This window comes from Sphingomonas carotinifaciens (assembly GCF_009789535.1).
GTDB lineage: Bacteria > Pseudomonadota > Alphaproteobacteria > Sphingomonadales > Sphingomonadaceae > Sphingomonas > Sphingomonas carotinifaciens.
This window is the reverse complement of the sequence record NZ_WSUT01000005.1, coordinates 1,345,817-1,362,817: the sequence shown is the minus strand read 5'-3', so window position 1 is coordinate 1,362,817 and position 17,001 is coordinate 1,345,817. Positions and strand designations below refer to the sequence as shown.

18 protein-coding genes are annotated in these 17,001 nt (G+C 67.2%); 7 read left to right on the top strand and 11 right to left on the bottom strand.

Features of this window, described 5'->3' with window-relative positions; all coding sequences use genetic code 11:
- Positions 1–6: 6 nt before the first annotated feature.
- Both hemF and GQR91_RS08415 read left to right on the top strand, forming a co-directional pair.
- Positions 7–882, top strand: coding sequence for an oxygen-dependent coproporphyrinogen oxidase (gene hemF, locus GQR91_RS08420; RefSeq protein ID WP_249042528.1), 876 nt, complete (start codon positions 7–9; stop codon positions 880–882).
- A complete protein-coding gene (locus tag GQR91_RS08415) occupies positions 873–1,466 on the top strand; it encodes a GNAT family N-acetyltransferase (RefSeq protein WP_149682105.1) in 594 nt (197 codons plus the stop codon). Before hemF ends, GQR91_RS08415 begins: the two co-directional genes overlap by 10 nt.
- Here the strand turns inward: GQR91_RS08415 and GQR91_RS08410 are convergent.
- Entirely contained in the window at positions 1,436–2,182 is a 747-nt protein-coding gene (locus GQR91_RS08410; RefSeq protein WP_149682106.1) for a hypothetical protein, read from the bottom strand. The two genes, GQR91_RS08415 and GQR91_RS08410, sit on opposite strands and share 31 nt — an antisense overlap.
- The gene (locus GQR91_RS08405) at positions 2,182–3,042 is read right to left on the bottom strand and encodes a hypothetical protein (protein ID WP_149682107.1); all 861 of its coding nucleotides are present in this window, start codon (positions 3,040–3,042) and stop codon (positions 2,182–2,184) included. The genes GQR91_RS08410 and GQR91_RS08405 overlap by 1 nt, the downstream gene beginning before the upstream one ends.
- Before the next feature lie 132 nt (positions 3,043–3,174).
- On the opposite strand from GQR91_RS08405, the gene lipB reads away from it, so the two are divergent.
- The 3 genes from lipB (at position 3,175) to GQR91_RS08390 (ending at position 5,173) form a co-directional block, all read left to right on the top strand.
- On the top strand, positions 3,175–3,837 hold the full coding sequence (lipB, locus tag GQR91_RS08400; protein ID WP_112382287.1) for a lipoyl(octanoyl) transferase LipB: 663 nt from the start codon (positions 3,175–3,177) through the stop codon (positions 3,835–3,837).
- 88 nt (positions 3,838–3,925) lie between these two features.
- Positions 3,926–4,201 (top strand): hypothetical protein, encoded by a 276-nt coding sequence (locus GQR91_RS08395; RefSeq protein ID WP_112382128.1) that lies wholly within the window; start codon positions 3,926–3,928, stop codon positions 4,199–4,201.
- Positions 4,202–4,465: 264 nt separating this feature from the next.
- The gene (locus tag GQR91_RS08390; protein ID WP_149682108.1) at positions 4,466–5,173 is read left to right on the top strand and encodes a hypothetical protein; all 708 of its coding nucleotides are present in this window, start codon (positions 4,466–4,468) and stop codon (positions 5,171–5,173) included.
- 45 nt (positions 5,174–5,218) lie between these two features.
- On the opposite strand, the gene queE is transcribed toward GQR91_RS08390, so the two are convergent.
- The 8 genes from queE to parE form a co-directional block, all read right to left on the bottom strand.
- Positions 5,219–5,851, bottom strand: a complete 633-nt coding sequence (gene queE, locus GQR91_RS08385; protein ID WP_149682109.1) for a 7-carboxy-7-deazaguanine synthase — start codon at positions 5,849–5,851, stop codon at positions 5,219–5,221.
- A gap of 4 nt (positions 5,852–5,855) precedes the next feature.
- Positions 5,856–6,551 (bottom strand): 7-cyano-7-deazaguanine synthase QueC, encoded by a 696-nt coding sequence (gene queC / locus GQR91_RS08380; RefSeq protein WP_149682110.1) that lies wholly within the window; start codon positions 6,549–6,551, stop codon positions 5,856–5,858.
- A 204-nt stretch (positions 6,552–6,755) separates the two neighbouring features.
- Positions 6,756–7,664 (bottom strand): Hsp33 family molecular chaperone HslO, encoded by a 909-nt coding sequence (gene hslO, locus GQR91_RS08375; protein WP_112382123.1) that lies wholly within the window; start codon positions 7,662–7,664, stop codon positions 6,756–6,758.
- Positions 7,665–7,787: 123 nt separating this feature from the next.
- Positions 7,788–8,711, bottom strand: a complete 924-nt coding sequence (gene argF, locus GQR91_RS08370) for an ornithine carbamoyltransferase (RefSeq protein ID WP_149682111.1) — start codon at positions 8,709–8,711, stop codon at positions 7,788–7,790.
- 51 nt (positions 8,712–8,762) lie between these two features.
- Positions 8,763–9,953: an aspartate aminotransferase family protein gene (locus tag GQR91_RS08365; protein ID WP_162843981.1), complete on the bottom strand. Its 1,191-nt coding sequence runs from the start codon at positions 9,951–9,953 to the stop codon at positions 8,763–8,765.
- 89 nt (positions 9,954–10,042) lie between these two features.
- On the bottom strand, positions 10,043–11,227 hold the full coding sequence (locus tag GQR91_RS08360) for a hypothetical protein (RefSeq protein WP_149682112.1): 1,185 nt from the start codon (positions 11,225–11,227) through the stop codon (positions 10,043–10,045).
- 380 nt (positions 11,228–11,607) lie between these two features.
- Entirely contained in the window at positions 11,608–12,141 is a 534-nt protein-coding gene (locus GQR91_RS08355; RefSeq protein ID WP_149682113.1) for a hypothetical protein, read from the bottom strand.
- Complete coding sequence (gene parE / locus GQR91_RS08350; protein WP_149682114.1) at positions 12,138–14,117, bottom strand: DNA topoisomerase IV subunit B; 1,980 nt, start codon at positions 14,115–14,117, stop codon at positions 12,138–12,140. Before parE ends, GQR91_RS08355 begins: the two co-directional genes overlap by 4 nt.
- Before the next feature lie 162 nt (positions 14,118–14,279).
- On the opposite strand from parE, the gene GQR91_RS08345 reads away from it, so the two are divergent.
- Positions 14,280–15,149 carry an outer membrane protein gene (locus GQR91_RS08345; RefSeq protein WP_112382118.1) on the top strand — a complete coding sequence of 290 codons (870 nt, stop codon included), beginning with the start codon at positions 14,280–14,282 and terminating at the stop codon, positions 15,147–15,149.
- A 242-nt stretch (positions 15,150–15,391) separates the two neighbouring features.
- Here GQR91_RS08345 and GQR91_RS08340 read toward each other — a convergent pair whose 3' ends face one another.
- Positions 15,392–16,060: a GcrA family cell cycle regulator gene (locus GQR91_RS08340; RefSeq protein WP_149682115.1), complete on the bottom strand. Its 669-nt coding sequence runs from the start codon at positions 16,058–16,060 to the stop codon at positions 15,392–15,394.
- 81 nt (positions 16,061–16,141) lie between these two features.
- On the opposite strand from GQR91_RS08340, the gene GQR91_RS08335 reads away from it, so the two are divergent.
- Positions 16,142–16,993: an ABC transporter permease gene (locus GQR91_RS08335; protein ID WP_149682116.1), complete on the top strand. Its 852-nt coding sequence runs from the start codon at positions 16,142–16,144 to the stop codon at positions 16,991–16,993.
- The last annotated feature ends 8 nt before the right edge of the window (positions 16,994–17,001 follow it).

Below are 17,001 nucleotides of genomic sequence, written 5' to 3'. Positions count from 1 at the left end.
ACCCCCATGATGACTGCTATGATGAAGACCCGCCCGCTCGACCTGTCGCTCGATGCCGAACAGGACGCCGCCCGCATCTGGTTCGAATCCCTGCGTGATCGCATCTGCGCCGCGTTCGAGGCGATCGAGCGCGAGGCCGGCTCCGACGCCGCCTTCGACTATGTCGCATGGGACCGGCAGGACCCGTCGGGCACCCCCGGCGGCGGCGGCGTGCGCGGCGTGATGAAGGGCCGCGTCTTTGAAAAGGTCGGCGTCAACGTCTCCACCGTCGGTGGCACCTTCGAGGGCGAGTTCGGCAAGACGATCCACGGCGCAGGCGACGATCCCCGTTTCGTCGCCACCGGCATCAGCCTGGTCGCGCACATGGCCAACCCGCATGTGCCTGCGGTGCACATGAACACCCGCTTCCTGACCACCACGAAGCGCTGGTTCGGCGGCGGCGCCGACCTCAATCCGCCCTTGCCGGTGGCCGGGGACACCGCCGATTTCCACGCCGTGCTGCAGGCCGCCTGCGACGCGCATGATCCGGCGCATTATCCGCGCTTCAAGGCTTGGGCGGACGAGTATTTCTATATCCCCCACCGCCAGGTCCACCGCGGCGTCGGCGGCATCTTCTACGATCATCTGGAGGGCGCGTTCGACGCCAATTTCGCCTTCACCCGCGCGGTGGGCGAGGCGTTTCTGGACGTCTACCCCCGCATCGTCCGCCGCCGCATGCACGATGCCTTCACGCCCGAACATCTCGCCGAGCAGCGCCGCTGGCGCGGGCGTTATGCCGAGTTCAACCTCGTCTATGATCGCGGCACGCTGTTCGGGTTGAAGACCGGCGGCAATATCGATGCGATCCTGATGAGCCTGCCGCCGGTCGCCGAATGGGACTGACGCGGATCGCCGACGATCAACTCGCCACGATCGTCACCACGCTGGAGATGCGCGAGCGGCCCCGCCCGCGCCCCCTGCCCGATTCGCCGCTGCGGCTGGTGCCGTGGAACAGGCCCGATCCCGCCAAGTACCGCGCCCTGTTCGCGCGTGTGGGCGCGCCGTGGCTGTGGTTCTCCCGCCTTGCGATGGACGACGCGGCGCTGACCGCGATCATCCATGACCCCGGCATCGCCGTCTTCGCCGCCACCGACGCGCGCGGGATCGAGGTCGGCTTTCTGGAACTCGATCACCGCCATGCGAGCACGTGCGAGATCGGCTATTTCGGCCTGATCCCCGAACTGGCGGGGGCCGGCCATGGCCGCTGGCTGATGGCGCACGCGCTGATGCGCGCCTGGACGCCGGGCGTCACGCGGGTATGGGTCCATACCTGCACGCTCGACCATCCGAGCGCGCTCAACTTCTACCGTGCGCAGGGCTTCACCGCGACCGGCCGCACGATCGAGACCTTTCCCGATCCGCGCGTGCTCGGCCTGTTACCCCTGGATGCCGCGCCTCAGATTCCCCTGCTCGCCAGCCGGCGATAGGCGACCACCGCGATCAGCGCCTGTGCCACGGCGGTCGCCGCAACGACCGCCGCCGCACACGCCTCCACCACCGCCACGCCGATCGGATTGCCGCCGCCCTGCCCGCTCAGCCAGTCGCCCAGCCACAGGAACGGCTGCCCCGCCAGAAACCCGCCAAGATACGTCACCGACGCCAACCCCATCAGCCCCAGTCCCGCCCCCCGGCTCATCCTGAAACTGCGTTGGAGCGCACCCGCGGCCGACATCCGCCCCTCCGCGACCAGCGCCGGCCCGGTGACCAGCAGACGCCCGGCGACATACAGGCCCGGCACGATCCACAGCAGCATGCCCGCCCCCGTCGGCAGCGATACCAGCACCATCGCCAACAGGAAGCGCGGCCACAGCCGCGCCGCCCGGGCCAGTGCCTGGCCTACGGTCTGTTGCGGCGCCAGATACAGCAGCAGGATCGCGGCCGTGCCCAGAAAGCCGATCGCATAGGCGAGCAGATACCAGCCGCCATGCGCTGCGCCCCAATCGCTCAGCGCCTGCATCCACGCATCGGTCCGCGCGGCGCCTGCTTCCGCGCCGCTCTCGGGCATCGGCGGTTCGGGCACCAGCAGCGCCAGCGCGAATGCCGGCAGGAAATGAAACACGCCCGCGATGCGCAGCAACAGGTCCCGGTCACGCCGGAACAGGGCCCACGCGTCGCGCAACACGGCGACGGGATCGATGGTCATCAGAATGCCGGAGGCACGTCCTTCTGCAAATCAACGGTCGCGGGCGCCACGACGCCGGCGGTGGCGACATAGAGCCGCGCCACGAAGACATAGGCGATGGTCAGCAACACGGCGTTCACCGCCGCACCCGCGATCCCGGACAGTGCGACCGCGACGCCGCTGGACCCCAGCAGCAACCGGGCGACGACGCCCACTACGCCTTGCGCCGCAAGTAGCACCACCAAAAAAACGATGCCGAACAATATCATGACGCCAACCAGCTTCAGCGTCAGCCCCCGCGTCAATTGAATCGAACGGCGAATCGCGCCCAATCCCAGCCGCTCGTTCAGGACCACGGTATAGACCAGCATCAGCCGCGCACTGGCCCAGATCGCGAGTATTCCCAGGGCCAGCCCATAGAGCGCGATGAACGCCGCCGCACCGCCGGAGAGCCGGGGGATCGCCATCGTGTTGCCCTGCGTCGCGGCGGCCGCGGCGAAATCGAAGCCTCCCGCGATCAACGCGGCGAAGATGGGAACGAACAGCACCATGGCGATCACCGCGATCATCAGGGCGATGCCCAGCACGGGCAACAGGCGTGCCCAGCCCTGCCGGCTGGCATCGGCCCGCGTCGTCGCAGGGTGCGTCGCGACCGCCATCACCGCCATCTGCCCCCAGATCATCAGCACCGCCGCGGCCAGTGCGATCAGCGCGGTCAGCCCGCCGTGCAGCACATTGTTCTGGTCCACCACCAGCCCGACCAGCGTCTGGACGACGGACGGCAGGAAGAAGCCCAGCACCGCGATCGGCATCAACACGCCCGTGCGACCGCCCAGAACCTGCGTGGTGCTGTCCCAAATCGCACCGATCTTCACCGTCATGCCGTCCCCCGCTCTGGCCCTTGCCCTGGCGCCGTACGCTAGCGCACGCCGCTTGCTTTGACCATCGGCGTCGCGCCGACCGCGGCTGCCCGCATCTTGCATGTCGGGCCGGGTGCGCGCACAGACGCGGGCGTGACCGACATTTCCGATATCGAATGGCGGGTCAGCGGCGGCCTGATCCCCTACCCGCAAGGATTGGCCGAGATGGAGGCGCGCGCCGCGGCGGTGCATGACGGCTCTGCGCGCGAACTCGTCTGGCTGCTCGAACATCCGCCCGTCTATACCGCCGGGACCAGCGCCGATCCGGCCGAGCTGGTCGATCCGCGCTTCCCCGTCTTCGATACGGGGCGGGGCGGCCGCTACACCTATCACGGCCCCGGCCAGCGCACCGGCTATCTGGTGCTGGACCTCAACCGGCGCGGACGCGACGTGCGCGCCTTCGTCCATGCGCTGGAGGACTGGCTGATCGCTGCGTTGCGCGAGCTGGGTGTCGAGGCCTACAGCGTGTGCGGCCGGGTCGGCATCTGGACCCGCGACGGCGGGACCGAGGCCAAGATCGGCGCGATCGGGGTACGGGTAAAGCGCTGGGTGACGCTGCACGGCTTTGCCGTCAACATATCACCTGATCTCAATCACTTCGGCGGCATCGTGCCATGCGGCCTGCCTGATTATCCGGTGACCAGCCTGGCGGCGCTGGGTCGCGAGGGTTCGATGGCAACCTTTGATCGCGCCCTTGCGTTGACATTCCCGGCCTTCCTTGAAACTCTCGCTTTGGCCCGACAAAAGCAGGCTTGAGGGCCAGTCGGTATCCGGGTAATGTCCACCGAGATTTGGGTATTAAGGCCATCAAGCCGTTCCAAATCCTCTATCTAGGGAGCTTCCAATGCGTGCAATCATCTCCAAGGTCCTGACCGGCTCGCTCATCGCCGGCGCAGCACTGGCCGTTTCCGCTTGCGGCGGCTCGAACGAAGCCACGACCGAGAACACCATGGTCACCGACATGAACGCGACCGAGGGCATGGACACCATGACCGACAACATGACTGCCGTCGACGGCACCATGAACGGTGGCATGATGGCCAACGACACCATGGGCAACGACATGATGATGTCGAACGACACCATGATGATGTCGAACACCACCACCAACGCGATGTAATCATCGCCACGGGCCTTCGGGCCTTGGTGTGAAAAGGGCCGTCCGGGCGACCGGGCGGCCCTTTTGCCGTCTGGCGCACCGCCATCGGCCGTCAAATTCCCCTGCGTGCGCCATTATCCTTGCGCAACGATCGGCCATTCCCGCCGCTCCCCGCCTCATCCTTCGGAATCGCACGGTATTCCGCCGATTTCTATTGGGTCGCTTGGCGAAAAGCGGTATATTTTGCGGCGCTGAGGAGCACTCCGGGGGAAGGATCGGATCAAGATGATTGTGTTGCGTACCGCGCTCGCGCTCGGCGCGGCGTCGATGGGTTTGGCGGTGGCGGCGCCGGCTTCGGCGCAGTTCTTTTTGCAGTCGCGCGATTTTTCGGGCGCGCCGGTGCAGGGGGACGAGCCGGGGATTATCGGCCAGCCGCTTCCCGGGGCCACGCCGACCGAGCTTCGCGCCGGCCTGACCTGGACGATGCGCGCCGCGCTCAACGTGGCGGCCTTGCAGTGCCAGTTCGAACCGACGCTGGCCTCCGTCGCCAACTACAACGCATTGCTGGGCGACCATTCGGAGGAGTTGAAGAATACCTTCACCACCCTCGACAAGTATTTCCGCCGCAATGCCAAGACGGTGAAGGAAGGACAGATGGCGCTCGACCAGTTCGGCACGCGCACCTATTCCAGCTTCGCCACCGTGTCCGCCCAATATGGCTTCTGCCAGACCGCGGCCTCGATCGCGCGCGAAGCGGTGTTCGCGCCGCGCGGCGCGTTCGGCGATATCGCGTCGCGTCGCATGCGCGAGCTGCGCAACAGCCTGACGCCGTGGGGCGAACAGCGCTTCGCGCGCTATATCGGCCGCGACTATACCACCATGCCGCGCCTGGACCCGATCTGCTGGAACAAGAAGGCGGAATGGGTCACCAAGAAGTGCGGCCTGCAGAACTGGCCACCCGCCGGCGGCACCGGCCTCGCCGCGCGTCGATAACCGATCGTGAAAAGGGCCGGGGGCATCGCTCCCGGCCTTTTTGATTCAGCGCAGGCCGAGCAGCTTGTGCGTCTGCAACGACAGCCGCCAGCGCGGCCGCGCCAGCACCATGTCGACGCAGGCCTCGCGATTGGCGTCGGCACGTGGATCGTCCAGCGGCTGGAGCAGATGATGGGTGAACGCCCAATCCTCCAGCGCTGCCGGGTCCAGCCCTGCCTGTGGCCATACCAGCTTCAATTCGTCGCCCGCGCGCTGCACCACCACGCTGCCCGCCTTGGGGCTGATGCACACCCAGTCGATACCGGCATGCGCCGCGATGGTCCCGTTCGACTCGATCGCGATCGTGAAGCCTGCGCCATGCAGCGCATCGACCAGCGCATCGTCGATCTGGAGCATCGGCTCGCCCCCGGTCAGCACCACGAAGCGGTTGGCGACACCCTCGCCCCAGAAGCCCGCGACCGCGGCCACCAGCGCGCCGGCATCGGCGAACTTGCCGCCGCCCAGACCATCGGTGCCGACGAAATCGGTGTCGCAGAAGCGGCACACTGCGGTCGCCCGGTCCTGCTCGCGTCCCGACCACAGGTTGCACCCGGCGAAGCGCACGAACACCGCCCGGCGGCCGGCATGCACGCCCTCCCCCTGCAGGGTCAGGAACATTTCCTTGACGGCGTAGCTCATCGGCTCAGCCCTGCGGGCTTACCGCATAGGCGGTGGGATCGGCGATGCCCGCATCCGCAAAGCCCTTGGAGCGCAACCGGCAACTGTCGCACGCGCCGCAATGCAGGTCGCCCGGCGCCGGGTCGTAGCAGGACCAGCTCATTCCCAGGTCCAGCCCCAGCCGCGTGCCCTCGCGCACGATATCGGCCTTGGTCATATGTTGCAGCGGCGCCTGAATCTTGAACGGCTCGCCTTCCACGCCCGCCTTGGTGGCAAGCTCGGCGAGGCGCTCGAACCCGGCGATGAATTCGGGCCGGCAGTCGGGATAGCCGGAATAATCGAGTGCGTTGACGCCGATGAACAGGTCGCGCGCGCCCGCCGCCTCCGCCCAGCCCAGCGCCAGGCTCAGAAAGATCGTGTTGCGCGCCGGCACATAGGTGACCGGAATGCCCGGTTGCACGCCGTCCTTGGGCACCGCGATATCGGCGGTCAGGGCCGATCCGCCGAACGCGGACAGGTCCAGCGGCAGCACGATGTGCCGCTCGGCGCCCAGCGCGCGCGCGATGCGCGCGGCCGCCGCCAGTTCGACCTGGTGCCGCTGGTTATAATCGACCGACAGCGCCAGCAGGCGGTATCCCGCCGCGCGTGCCAGGGCTGCGGAAATCATCGAGTCCAGCCCGCCCGATACGAGCGCGACCGCAAGGGGTGCAGTTGATGTCATGATCCGCCCGCCGCTACGCCTGTTGGGCCATGCTTGCAACGAAAAGAAGGGCCGCACCGGCAGGGTGCGGCCCCAGAGAACCAGGCTCGAAGAACCCGATCAAGGGAGAAAGCGTGCTGAAAAACTTCAGGCACGCCAGCGCGTTAGCACGGCATTGGTGAAGGCGGAGTTAAGGTACGCTTTCGCACATACCCTTCCGCCCGATCAGGCGGGTTCCTCCACCGGCACCGGAAACTTCGTCGCGCAGAAGGCGCAATCGACGTGGATCATCCCGTCGGCATCCGCCATCTCGCGCCGTTCCTCCACCGAGAAGCGCGCGATCACGCCGGCGATATAGTCCGCCGTGCACCGGCATCCGCGCACGATCGGGGTCGAGGCCAGGACGCGCACGTCCTTTTCCTCGTTGAACAACCGCCAGATCAGCGTTTCCAGCGACACGCCCGCATCGGTCAGCTCGTCCGCGCCGATCGTGGTGCCCAGCGCCACCACATGGTCCCATTCGGGATGGTCCAGCCGGACGTGCAGCCGCTCGCGCCCCACCTCGCCCTCGGGCAGGTGCTGGAGGAACAGGCCGCCCGCCACCGTCCGCCCGTCCGCGTCCTTGGAGACACCGATGCGCACCAGGCTGGGGATCTGTTCGGACTGAACGAAATAGGCCTCCGCCGCATCGGCCAGCCGTGCGCCGTCGAGCGGCACGATGCCCTGATACCGCTCGCCCGTCGTCGCCAGGTCGAAGGTGATCGCCAGATAGCCCTGCCCGAAGAGCGCGAACAGCGTCGGCTCCGCCGGCAGTTCCGCCAGCCGCTCGGCATCATACTGGATATAGCCGCGCAACTCGCCGCCCCGGTAATCGCAGACCAGCAACTGCACCACGCCGGTGTCGCTGCGCGTCTGGATCGTCAACTGCCCGTCGACATCCTTCAGCGTCGCGCCGATCAGCGCGGTCAGCGTCAGCGCCTCGGTCAGCAACGCCTCGATCGCAGGGGGATAGGCATGGGCCGACAGGATCGTGTCCAGCACCGGCCCCAGCCGCACGACGCGGCCACGCGCGTGGCGTTCCGGGATGGTGAAGCCCAGCGTGCGGTCGAAATCGGGAAGCGTCGTGTCGTGCATCGGTCGGTCCTTGGCGCCGCGTCCATCCCCCCGCCGGTCGCAACCGGCGCGGCAGGCACGCGCACGCATGAAGGGGGGAAAAGTCTCGCCCCTAGATGGGACGCGCCCCCCGCCCCCGCAAGTTCAGCCGATCTGGCCCATACACCAGCGCAGCACCGCCTTTTGCGCGTGCAGCCGGTTCTCCGCCTCTGCCCAGATCAGCGACTGCGGACCATCGATCACGTCCGCGGTCACTTCCTCGCCGCGGTGCGCGGGCAGGCAGTGCAGGAACTTCGCATCGGCCTTGGCGAACGCCATCAGCTCGGGCGTAACCTGATAGGGCGCAAGCGCCGCCAGCTTCGCCTCGGCATGCGCCTGCCCCATCGAGATCCAGGTGTCGGTGACGACGATGTCCGCACCCTCGACCGCCTCGCGCGGGTCGAGCACCACGCGCGCGCGCCCCGACGCCGCGGTGATCGCGGCCTCGTGCGGCGCATATTCTGGCGGGCACGCCGCCACCACGTCGAAGCCGAGCAGCCCGCCCGCCTCCACGATCGAAGCGAGCACGTTGTTGCCGTCGCCCAGCCACGCGACCTTCATGCCCGACAGCGTCTTGCCCGCCTCCTGGATGGTCAGCAGGTCCGCCATGATCTGGCAGGGATGCGACGCATCGGTCAGCCCGTTGATCACCGGAACGGTCGCATAATGCGCCATCTCCTCGACCTTGGCATGGTCGTCGGTGCGGATCATGATCGCATCGGTATAGCCCGACAGGATGCGCGCGGTATCCGCGATCGACTCGCCCCGGCCCAGCTGCATGGTGCCGGCATCCATCACGATGGAGGTGCCGCCGAGCTGGCGGATCGCCATGTCGAAGCTGACGCGGGTGCGCGTCGAGTTCTTTTCGAACACCATCGCCAGCACATGGCCGGCCAGCGGCGCATCGGCATCGGCGCGCCCCTTGGTGAAGCCGGCGCGCGCCGCCTTGCGCGCCGCCGCATCGGCCAGCATGGCGACGACGCCATCGGTCCCCGCATCGGCGAGGTTCAGGAAGTGACGGAGGCTCATCGGATCAACTCCTTTTCGCCCCGGCCACGATCCGGGGCGAAACAATCATCATCAATCGTCGGCAACGGGCACATAGACCCGCGCGGCGTCGGACAGCTTGGTGGCGAACTCGGCGACATGGCTTTCGTCGATCACCAGCGGCGGCAGGATGCGCACCACATTCTCGCCGGCCGATACCAGCAACAGGTTATGCTCGTCGCGGCAATGCGCGACGAAGCGGCGGCTGTCGCTCTTCATCTTCAGGCCGAGCATCAGGCCATGGCCGCGCACTTCCTCGAACAGATGATCGTGATTGGGGATCATCTGCTCCAGCGTGGCGCGCAGCCGCTGGCCCATCGCCTCGACCTGCTCCAGGAAGCCCGGCTCCTGCAACACGTCCAGCACCGCCTCGCCTGCCGCCATGGCCAGCGGATTGCCGCCATAGGTGGAGCCGTGCGTGCCCGCGACCATGCCCTTGGCCGCTTCCTCGGTGGCAAGGCACGCGCCCAGCGGAAAGCCGCCGCCAATGCCCTTGGCCACCGCCATGATATCGGGCGTTACGCCGTACAGTTCATGGGCGAAGAACTTGCCGGTGCGGCCATAACCGCACTGCACCTCGTCCAGCACCAGCAACAGGCCGTGCTTGTCGCACGCCTCGCGCAGGCCGCGCAGGAACTCCGGGCTGGCGGGGCGCAGGCCGCCCTCGCCCTGGATCGGCTCCACCAGGAAGCCCGCGGTGTTGTCATCGATCAGCGCCAGCGCCGCGTCCAGATCGTCGAACGGGGCATAGGCGAAGCCCGGCAGCAGCGGCTCGAACCCGTCGCGCATCTTGGCCTGGTTGGTGGCGGAAATTGCCCCCAGCGTCCGGCCATGGAACGCGTTGTTGAAGGTGATCAGCGTGTGCCGCTCGGGATTGCCATTGGCATAGTGATAGCGGCGCGCGGTCTTGATCGCGCATTCCACCGCTTCCGCGCCCGAATTGGTGAAGAACACCGTATCGGCAAAGGTCGCATCCACCAGCCGCTGCGCCAGATGCTCGCCCTGCGGGCTGCCATACAGGTTCGACACGTGCATCAGCGTCGCCGCCTGATCGGCGATCGCCTTGACCAGCTTGGGATGGCCGTGGCCCAGCGCGTTCACCGCGATGCCGCTGGCGAAATCGAGGAACTGCTGCCCGTCCTCGCCATACAGGTACACGCCCTCGCCTCGGACCGGACGCACCCCGCACCGTGGGTAGACGGGCATCAGGGCGGTGATGGTCACGGGCGTGCTCCTTCAAACAGCAAGGGCGACCCGTGGTGGGCCGCCCGGAGCGGTGTGTTAGCGGAGATGGGATAGGGGAATCAACACCGCTACGAGGTGGCGGGCGTCGTGGCCGATGCCTGCTGCTGCGGCAGGCTGATATCGATCACCTCCACGCGGCGCTGCGACGAGCGGACGGGGATGCGGCTGCGCAAGGAATCGCGGCTCCGGCCGAAGGGCACGAAGTCCGCCACGAAACTGTATCGCTCCACCCGTGCCAGGCCATCTGCCGGAATCGAGGCCGGGGCATAACGTCGATCACGCAAGCCGCGCGTCGCGATCTCCACCCAGCGCGGATCCACCTGCTCGGCGCTGCGCAGCGTCTCCACTTCGGTCACGCGGCCGTCGGGCGCGATGTGGAACGCGACATCGGCCCAAAGCGGCGTATCGTTCGCCACGGTGCCGAACACCGCGTCCTGCATGTCGATGGGTGGATTATAGACCAGCACCGGGCCCTGTGCCGTGGGATCGGGTTCGATCTCGCGCAGCGCGGCCTGCACCACCGCATCGCGCTCGCGCTTGGGCGCCAGTTGCGCGCGCAGCACCCGCACGCCGTTGCGATAGGGCAGGAAAGCGGGCTCCTGCCGCGCCAGGATCGCATCCGCCGCACGCCGGGCGCTGGGCACATAGGATTTCACCATCGTCGCGATCACGCCGAGCAGCACCGCGGATCGTAACATCGCCTGCCCCTCTATATCGGGCATCCCCGACGCTTTGGCGCTCCTCGCCACCCAGGCATAATGATCCAGCGCGGCGAACGGGCGGCCTTCGCGGGCGAAGGCCTCGCCCACGCGCAGCCGTTCCATGAAGATACGCGGATCGTTCTCGGTCAGTCCCTTTTTCAGCGCATCGACCGCATCGATCGCTCCGATCCGCGCCGGGTCCGGAAGTCCGTTGACATTGGACAACAACGCCGTCGCGCGGTGCAGGTCCGCCACGTCGACAGGAAATTGCGCGGCATGGCGTGCGTTGCGTTTGCGCGCTTTCAACAGGGTCGCGCGGCTGCGTCGGTAATCGCCCGCAATGAACTGCGTCTCGGCCAGTGCCAGCGATCGCTGGATTTCCTCGGGCGGCGGGCACTGCCGGGCGATACACGCCGCCAGATCGTCGCGCAGCTTGGACAGTCGTTCACCCGTCACGACGATGCTGGGCGGGGCCGGCAGGGACTGCGGTGCAGATGAAGGTGGCGGAGCAGCGGTGGCCTGTGCGGCCCAGAACAGCGCAAGCATCATCATGTCGTGGCCCCTCCCGTGGCCGTCGGCCCACCTCCCCGGCGACCGACGCCGAATGGGCGCAAGCATCAGGCCATGAAGGGCCCGTCCGATCAAGCCCCTACTGCATTGTTTTCAGGCTTTCTTCGGTTCGTCTCCAGCAGTTGTCGCGTAGCGGCAAGGCCGCATATCGAGCCGGCGTATCGAGAGACAGGCTGCCCCACTCCCGGCCCCCTCGCGTAACCGTCGAGCAGCCGCGAACCTGGATACCCAGCCGCTGTACCGAAAAACAGGTTCCTCCCCTCCCCGTTCGTCTCGAGTAAGCGTCGAGTAGCAGCAAAGCTGCGTATCGAGATGCTGTATCGAGAGACAGGTGGCGCGAAAGCGATACCCGACGCCCCCCCTCAGGACGCTGAAGCCGACCCCTTCGCCGCATCCAGCCGCGCCTGAAGCAAATTGCGGCAATCGCGATTGAACCGCTCCGCCTTGGCCGCAAAAAAGCCCGCCGATCCGACCGCATAGGCCGATACCGCCACCGTGACCCAGGGCACCGCACGCCCGGCGACACCCGCCGCCTTGGCACCCTTGGCCACTCGCGCCGCCCCCGGCAGGCCCTTAGTCACCAGATGCCGCCCCGTCTTCATCAGCGTGCCGGCGCGCCTGGCGTCGGCAACGATCTCCATCCCCTTCATCACGCCCGCGGACTTGCGTGCCATGTCCGCCAGCTTGCCCGCGCCCTCATGCAGGTCGATCCCCGCGGTCGGGCGCAGCCGCGCGCGGTCCTCTTCCGATAGGCCATAGGCGTCGGCGATCTGCCCGATCAGCGCGTCCAGGCTTTCGCGTCCCACGGTGAACGCCTTGATACCCGCCGATCCCGTCTTCTTCGCGATCAGCCAGCGATTGGCCTTGTAGATGCGGTCCAGATCCTTGTCCGTCATGCGTCGATCACCTCTTCGTCCAGCCGGGCCGCATTCTCCTGGATGAAGGCGAAGCGGTGCGCGGGATTGTTGCCCATCAGCCGGTCGACCAGATCCTTCACCCCCGCCCGCTCCTCATATTCCTGCGGCAGGGTGATGCGGATCATGCTGCGCTTGGCCGGGTCCATCGTCGTTTCGCGCAACTGCTGCGGGTTCATCTCGCCCAGCCCCTTGAAGCGGGCGACCTCCACCTTCTTGCCGCGAAACGCGGTCCGCTCCAGTTGCGCGCGGTGCGCATCGTCGCGCGCGTAGAGCGACTTCGCGCCCGCGGTCAGCCGGTACAGCGGCGGCTGCGCCAGATACAGGTGCCCGCGCCGCACCAGATCGGGCATTTCCTGGAAGAAGAAGGTCATCAGCAGCGTCGCGATATGCGCGCCGTCGACGTCGGCGTCGGTCATGATGACCACGCGGTCGTAGCGGAGCTGCGTCGGGTCGCAATCCTTGCGCGTGCCGCATCCCAGCGCCTGGATCAGGTCGGCGATCTCCTGGTTCTGCAATATCTTGGTGCTGGTGGCGGACGCGACGTTCAGGATCTTGCCGCGGATCGGCAGGATCGCCTGGCTCTTGCGGTCGCGCGCCTGCTTGGCCGATCCGCCGGCCGAATCGCCCTCGACGATGAACAGTTCGGTGCCCTGCGGGCTGTCCGCCGAACAGTCGGTCAGCTTGCCGGGCAGGCGCAGCTTCCTTGCGCTGGTCGCCGTCTTGCGCTTGACCTCGCGCTCCTGCTTGCGGCGCAGGCGCTCGTCCATCTTCTCCAGCACATAGCCGAGCAGCGCCTTGCCGCGCTCCATGTTGTTGCTGAGATAATGGTCGAAATGGTCGCGCACCGCCTTCTCGACCAGCCCGGCCGCCTCCGCACTGGTCAGCCGGTCCTTGGTCTGGCTCTGAAATTGCGGATCGCGGATGAAGACCGACAGCATCACCTCGGAGCCGACCATCACGTCGTCCGCGGTCAGCTCCTTGGCCTTTTTCTGTCCCACCAGATCGCCGAACGCGCGCAAGCCGCGGACCAGCGCCTGGCGCAGTCCCTGCTCGTGCGTGCCGCCATCGGGCGTCGGGATGGTGTTGCAATACCAGCTATAGCTGCCGTCGCTCCACAGCGGCCAGGCCACCGCCCATTCGACGCGCCCCGCCTCGCCCGGAAAATCCTGGTTGCCGCTGAAGAAATCGGCGGTGGCGCATTCGCGGCTTCCCACCTGCTCCTTCAGATGGTCCGCCAGACCGCCGGGGAACTGGAACACCGCATCCGCCGGCGTATCGTCGGCGATCAGCTCGGGCGCGCAGTGCCAGCGTATCTCGACACCGGCGAACAGATACGCCTTGGACCGTACCAGCTTGTGCAGCCGCGCCGGCTTGAAGTGCAGCTCGGGCCCGAAGATCTCGGTGTCGGGGGTGAAGGCGACGCTGGTGCCGCGCCGGTTGGGCGCTGCGCCGACGCTCTCCAGCGGGCCCAGCGTCACTCCGCGCGAAAAGCGCTGGCGATACAGTTGCCGCTCGCGCGCCACCTCCACCACCGTGTCCGACGACAGCGCGTTCACCACCGACACGCCCACGCCGTGCAGGCCGCCCGAAGTGGCGTATGCCTTGCCGGTGAACTTGCCGCCCGAATGCAATGTCGACAAAATCACCTCCAGTGCCGACTTGTCGGGAAACTTGGGGTGCGGGTCGACGGGAATTCCGCGGCCATTGTCGACAATGGTAAGTCGGTTGCCCGGCTCCAGTTTTACCTCGATCCGCGTCGCATGGCCGGCCACCGCCTCGTCCATCGCATTGTCCAGCACCTCGGCCGCCAGATGATGCAACGCCCGCTCATCCGTCCCGCCAATATACATACCCGGCCGCCGCCGCACCGGCTCCAGCCCCTCCAGCACCTCGATCGACGAGGCATCATAGGCGGGGGCCGGGCGGGCCGAACCCGCAAAGAGATCTTCGGACATAACGAGAACTATAGGGTGCGATGCGCCCGAGTACCAGCGTCGCCCTTGCCCATCTTAGGTGTGGCATAGCCGCAACAGATTAATTTGAATTAGGTAGGTTCCGGATAAAACCCAGCAAAACGAACGTTCCGCCGCCCGAGTATCATGAAACCGGGAGACACCATGCGCATCGCTTTCACCGTGGCCACCGCCGCCCTGACGCTGGTCGCAGCGCCTGCCTTCGCACAGGACAGCTACAACCAGGGCGCCGAGACGACCGCCGATGCCCCCTTCGCCGGCGTCTATGTCGGCGGTAGCTTCGGCTATGACGTCCAGCCGAACGACCAGGGTTCGCGCCTGCTGTTCGATCGCAATCTGGACGGCCGCTTCGGTGACACGGTAACGCTGCCCACCGGCGCCAACGCCTTCTCGCCCGGCTTCTGCAAGGGCGCGGCGCGCAGCACCCTGTCGCCGCAGAACGCCGCCACCGGTTGCCGCAACGACAAGAACGGCATCGCCTATTACGCCCGCGTCGGTGCGGACCATCAGGTCGGCAACATCGTGTACGGCGTCGTCGGCGAGTTCGGCAAGGCCGAGATCAACGACAGCGTCAGCGGCTTCTCCACCACGCCCGCCAACTATGTCATGACCCGCGAGCTGGATTGGGAAGCCTCGATCCGCGGCCGCGTCGGCTATGCGGTCGATACCACGCTGTTCTACGGCACCTTCGGCCCCGGCTATGCCCGCATCGACCGCAGCTTCACCACCTCCAACACCGCCAATGCCTTTGCCCTGTCGGGTGATCGCAACCAGTTCGGCTTCCTCGGCGGCGGCGGCATCGAGCAGAAGCTCGGCCGCAACTTCTCGGTCGGCCTGGAATATATGTACCATCAGTATCAGGACGACGACGCGCGCGTCCGCGTGACCCAGGGTACGGCACCGGCGACCAACCCGTTCGTGCTGGCCCCCAACACCAGCGGCACCGACATTCGTCGTTCGGACGACAAGTTCCGCTGGCACTCGATCCGCGCGACGGCGGCGTTCAGGTTCTAAGGCGCAGGCGTGGGTGCCAGTCGGCACCCACGCCGAAGCCCGGACGGCGGCACACCGTGCCGACCGACGACGCGGCTTCGCCGCGGCGGGACCCGCAAAGAAAAACACCCGCCCGGAGCGATCCCGGCGGGTGTTTTCGCGTCTGCAATGGGCCCGTCATGGGCAAAAGCCCATGACGTCGGACGCGGCGATAGCCGCGCCGGCCGGGCGGACCACGGGTGCGCGAGCCGCCTTGGCGGCTCTTACCGGACCCGCGGGCCGCCGAACGGCAACGGCGGCGGCGGACGGCGATCACGCCGCGGCAACTGCGCCTGATAGGCATGCCCGCAATGCTGCACGCAATATGGGAAGCCCGGATTCACCTTCTGCCCGCAGAAATGGAAATCCGGCTCGCCCGGATGACCGAGCGGCCATTTGCAGATGCGGTCGTTCAGGTCGAGCAGCGTGGTCTTGCCCGCCATGTCGGCATTCGGCTTGGCCGGTACCAGGCGGCGCGGCGGCGCCGGGGTGGATGGCGGCTGCTGTTCACCGGGCGACTGGCGCACGAAGCCACCGGGGCCGACCGAACGCAACACCGGCTGCGGATCGCGCACCGGCTCCGGCGCCGGGGCGGTCTCGCGGACCGGCTCGGGTGCCGCCTCGCGCACCACCTCGCGGACCGGCGCCGGCTCGGCTGGTGCAGGCGGGGGCGGTGGTGCGGGCTCGGGCGGCGCGGCGGCGACCGGCTGCTCCTTCACCTCGGGCTCGTTCGGCTTCACCGGCGAGGGGCGCGCCTGCAGACCCAGCCGGTGCGCCTTGCCGATCACCGCATTGCGGCTGACCCCGCCCAGCGCCTCGGCGATCTGGCTGGCGGTCTGGCCCGCTTCCCACATCGTCTTGAGCGTCTCGATCCGCTCGTCCGTCCACGACATCAACACATTCCCTGCATTTTACCGCGCCTGCATCACGCCACCGGTTGCGGGCGACCCCGGCAGCGGTTACGCGCTTTGCCGATGAGCAGCCAGCCCCCAATCGGCGAAATCCAATCGGCGGTACAGCACGCCCCCGGCGTGCCCGTCATCCGGAACATCAACTGGGGGGGCCTTCGTACCCTCTATATCAAGGAGGTGCGCCGGTTCTTCAAGGTGCAGCTCCAGACGATCTGGGCACCGGCGGTCACCACGCTTCTGTACCTGATCATCTTCACCACCGCGCTCGGCGGCCGTCATGCGGTGCCGGTCGCGGGGCAACAGGTTCCCTTTGGCGACTTCATCGCACCCGGCCTGATCGTCATGGGAATGATGAACAACGCCTTCGCCAATGCCAGCTTCTCGCTGCTGGTCGGCAAGATCCAGGGCACCATCGTCGATTATCTCATGCCGCCCTTGTCCACCGCCGAACTGCTTGCTGCGCTCGTCGGTGGCGCGGTGACGCGCGCGGTGCTGGTCGGCCTGACCGTATGGCTCGCCATGGCGATCTGGCCGGGCGTCCATGTCACGCCCCACGCCTTTTTCGCCGTTATCTGGTTCGGATTGCTCGGTTCGGCCTTTCTGGCACTGCTCGGCGTGCTGACCTCGATCTGGGCGGAAAAGTTCGACCATGCCGCCGCGGTGACCAACTTCGTCGTGCTACCTTTGTCGCTGCTGTCGGGCACCTTCTATTCGGTCGACTCGCTCGCCCCCACCTTCCGCGCGATCAGCCACGCCAACCCGTTCTTCTACATCATCTCGGGCTTCCGCTACGGCTTCCTCGGCCTGGCCGATTCGCCGGTGACGATGGGCGGCATCGTCATGCTGGCCGCCGACATCGCCATGGCGGTGCTGTGCTACACGCTCCTGCGCAAGGGCTGGAAGCTGAAGAATTGAAGCGGCGG

Coding starts and splice junctions, on each gene's coding strand:
- hemF (WP_249042528.1), top strand. CDS start 7: ATGATGACTGCTATGATGAAGACCCGCCCGCTCGACCTGTCGCTCGAT.
- GQR91_RS08415 (WP_149682105.1), top strand. CDS start 873: ATGGGACTGACGCGGATCGCCGACGATCAACTCGCCACGATCGTCACC.
- GQR91_RS08410 (WP_149682106.1), bottom strand. CDS start 2,182: ATGACCATCGATCCCGTCGCCGTGTTGCGCGACGCGTGGGCCCTGTTC.
- GQR91_RS08405 (WP_149682107.1), bottom strand. CDS start 3,042: ATGACGGTGAAGATCGGTGCGATTTGGGACAGCACCACGCAGGTTCTG.
- GQR91_RS08395 (WP_112382128.1), top strand. CDS start 3,926: ATGCGTGCAATCATCTCCAAGGTCCTGACCGGCTCGCTCATCGCCGGC.
- GQR91_RS08390 (WP_149682108.1), top strand. CDS start 4,466: ATGATTGTGTTGCGTACCGCGCTCGCGCTCGGCGCGGCGTCGATGGGT.
- queE (WP_149682109.1), bottom strand. CDS start 5,851: ATGAGCTACGCCGTCAAGGAAATGTTCCTGACCCTGCAGGGGGAGGGC.
- queC (WP_149682110.1), bottom strand. CDS start 6,551: ATGACATCAACTGCACCCCTTGCGGTCGCGCTCGTATCGGGCGGGCTG.
- hslO (WP_112382123.1), bottom strand. CDS start 7,664: ATGCACGACACGACGCTTCCCGATTTCGACCGCACGCTGGGCTTCACC.
- argF (WP_149682111.1), bottom strand. CDS start 8,711: ATGAGCCTCCGTCACTTCCTGAACCTCGCCGATGCGGGGACCGATGGC.
- GQR91_RS08360 (WP_149682112.1), bottom strand. CDS start 11,227: ATGATGATGCTTGCGCTGTTCTGGGCCGCACAGGCCACCGCTGCTCCG.
- GQR91_RS08355 (WP_149682113.1), bottom strand. CDS start 12,141: ATGACGGACAAGGATCTGGACCGCATCTACAAGGCCAATCGCTGGCTG.
- parE (WP_149682114.1), bottom strand. CDS start 14,117: ATGTCCGAAGATCTCTTTGCGGGTTCGGCCCGCCCGGCCCCCGCCTAT.
- GQR91_RS08345 (WP_112382118.1), top strand. CDS start 14,280: ATGCGCATCGCTTTCACCGTGGCCACCGCCGCCCTGACGCTGGTCGCA.
- GQR91_RS08340 (WP_149682115.1), bottom strand. CDS start 16,060: ATGTCGTGGACGGACGAGCGGATCGAGACGCTCAAGACGATGTGGGAA.
- GQR91_RS08335 (WP_149682116.1), top strand. CDS start 16,142: ATGAGCAGCCAGCCCCCAATCGGCGAAATCCAATCGGCGGTACAGCAC.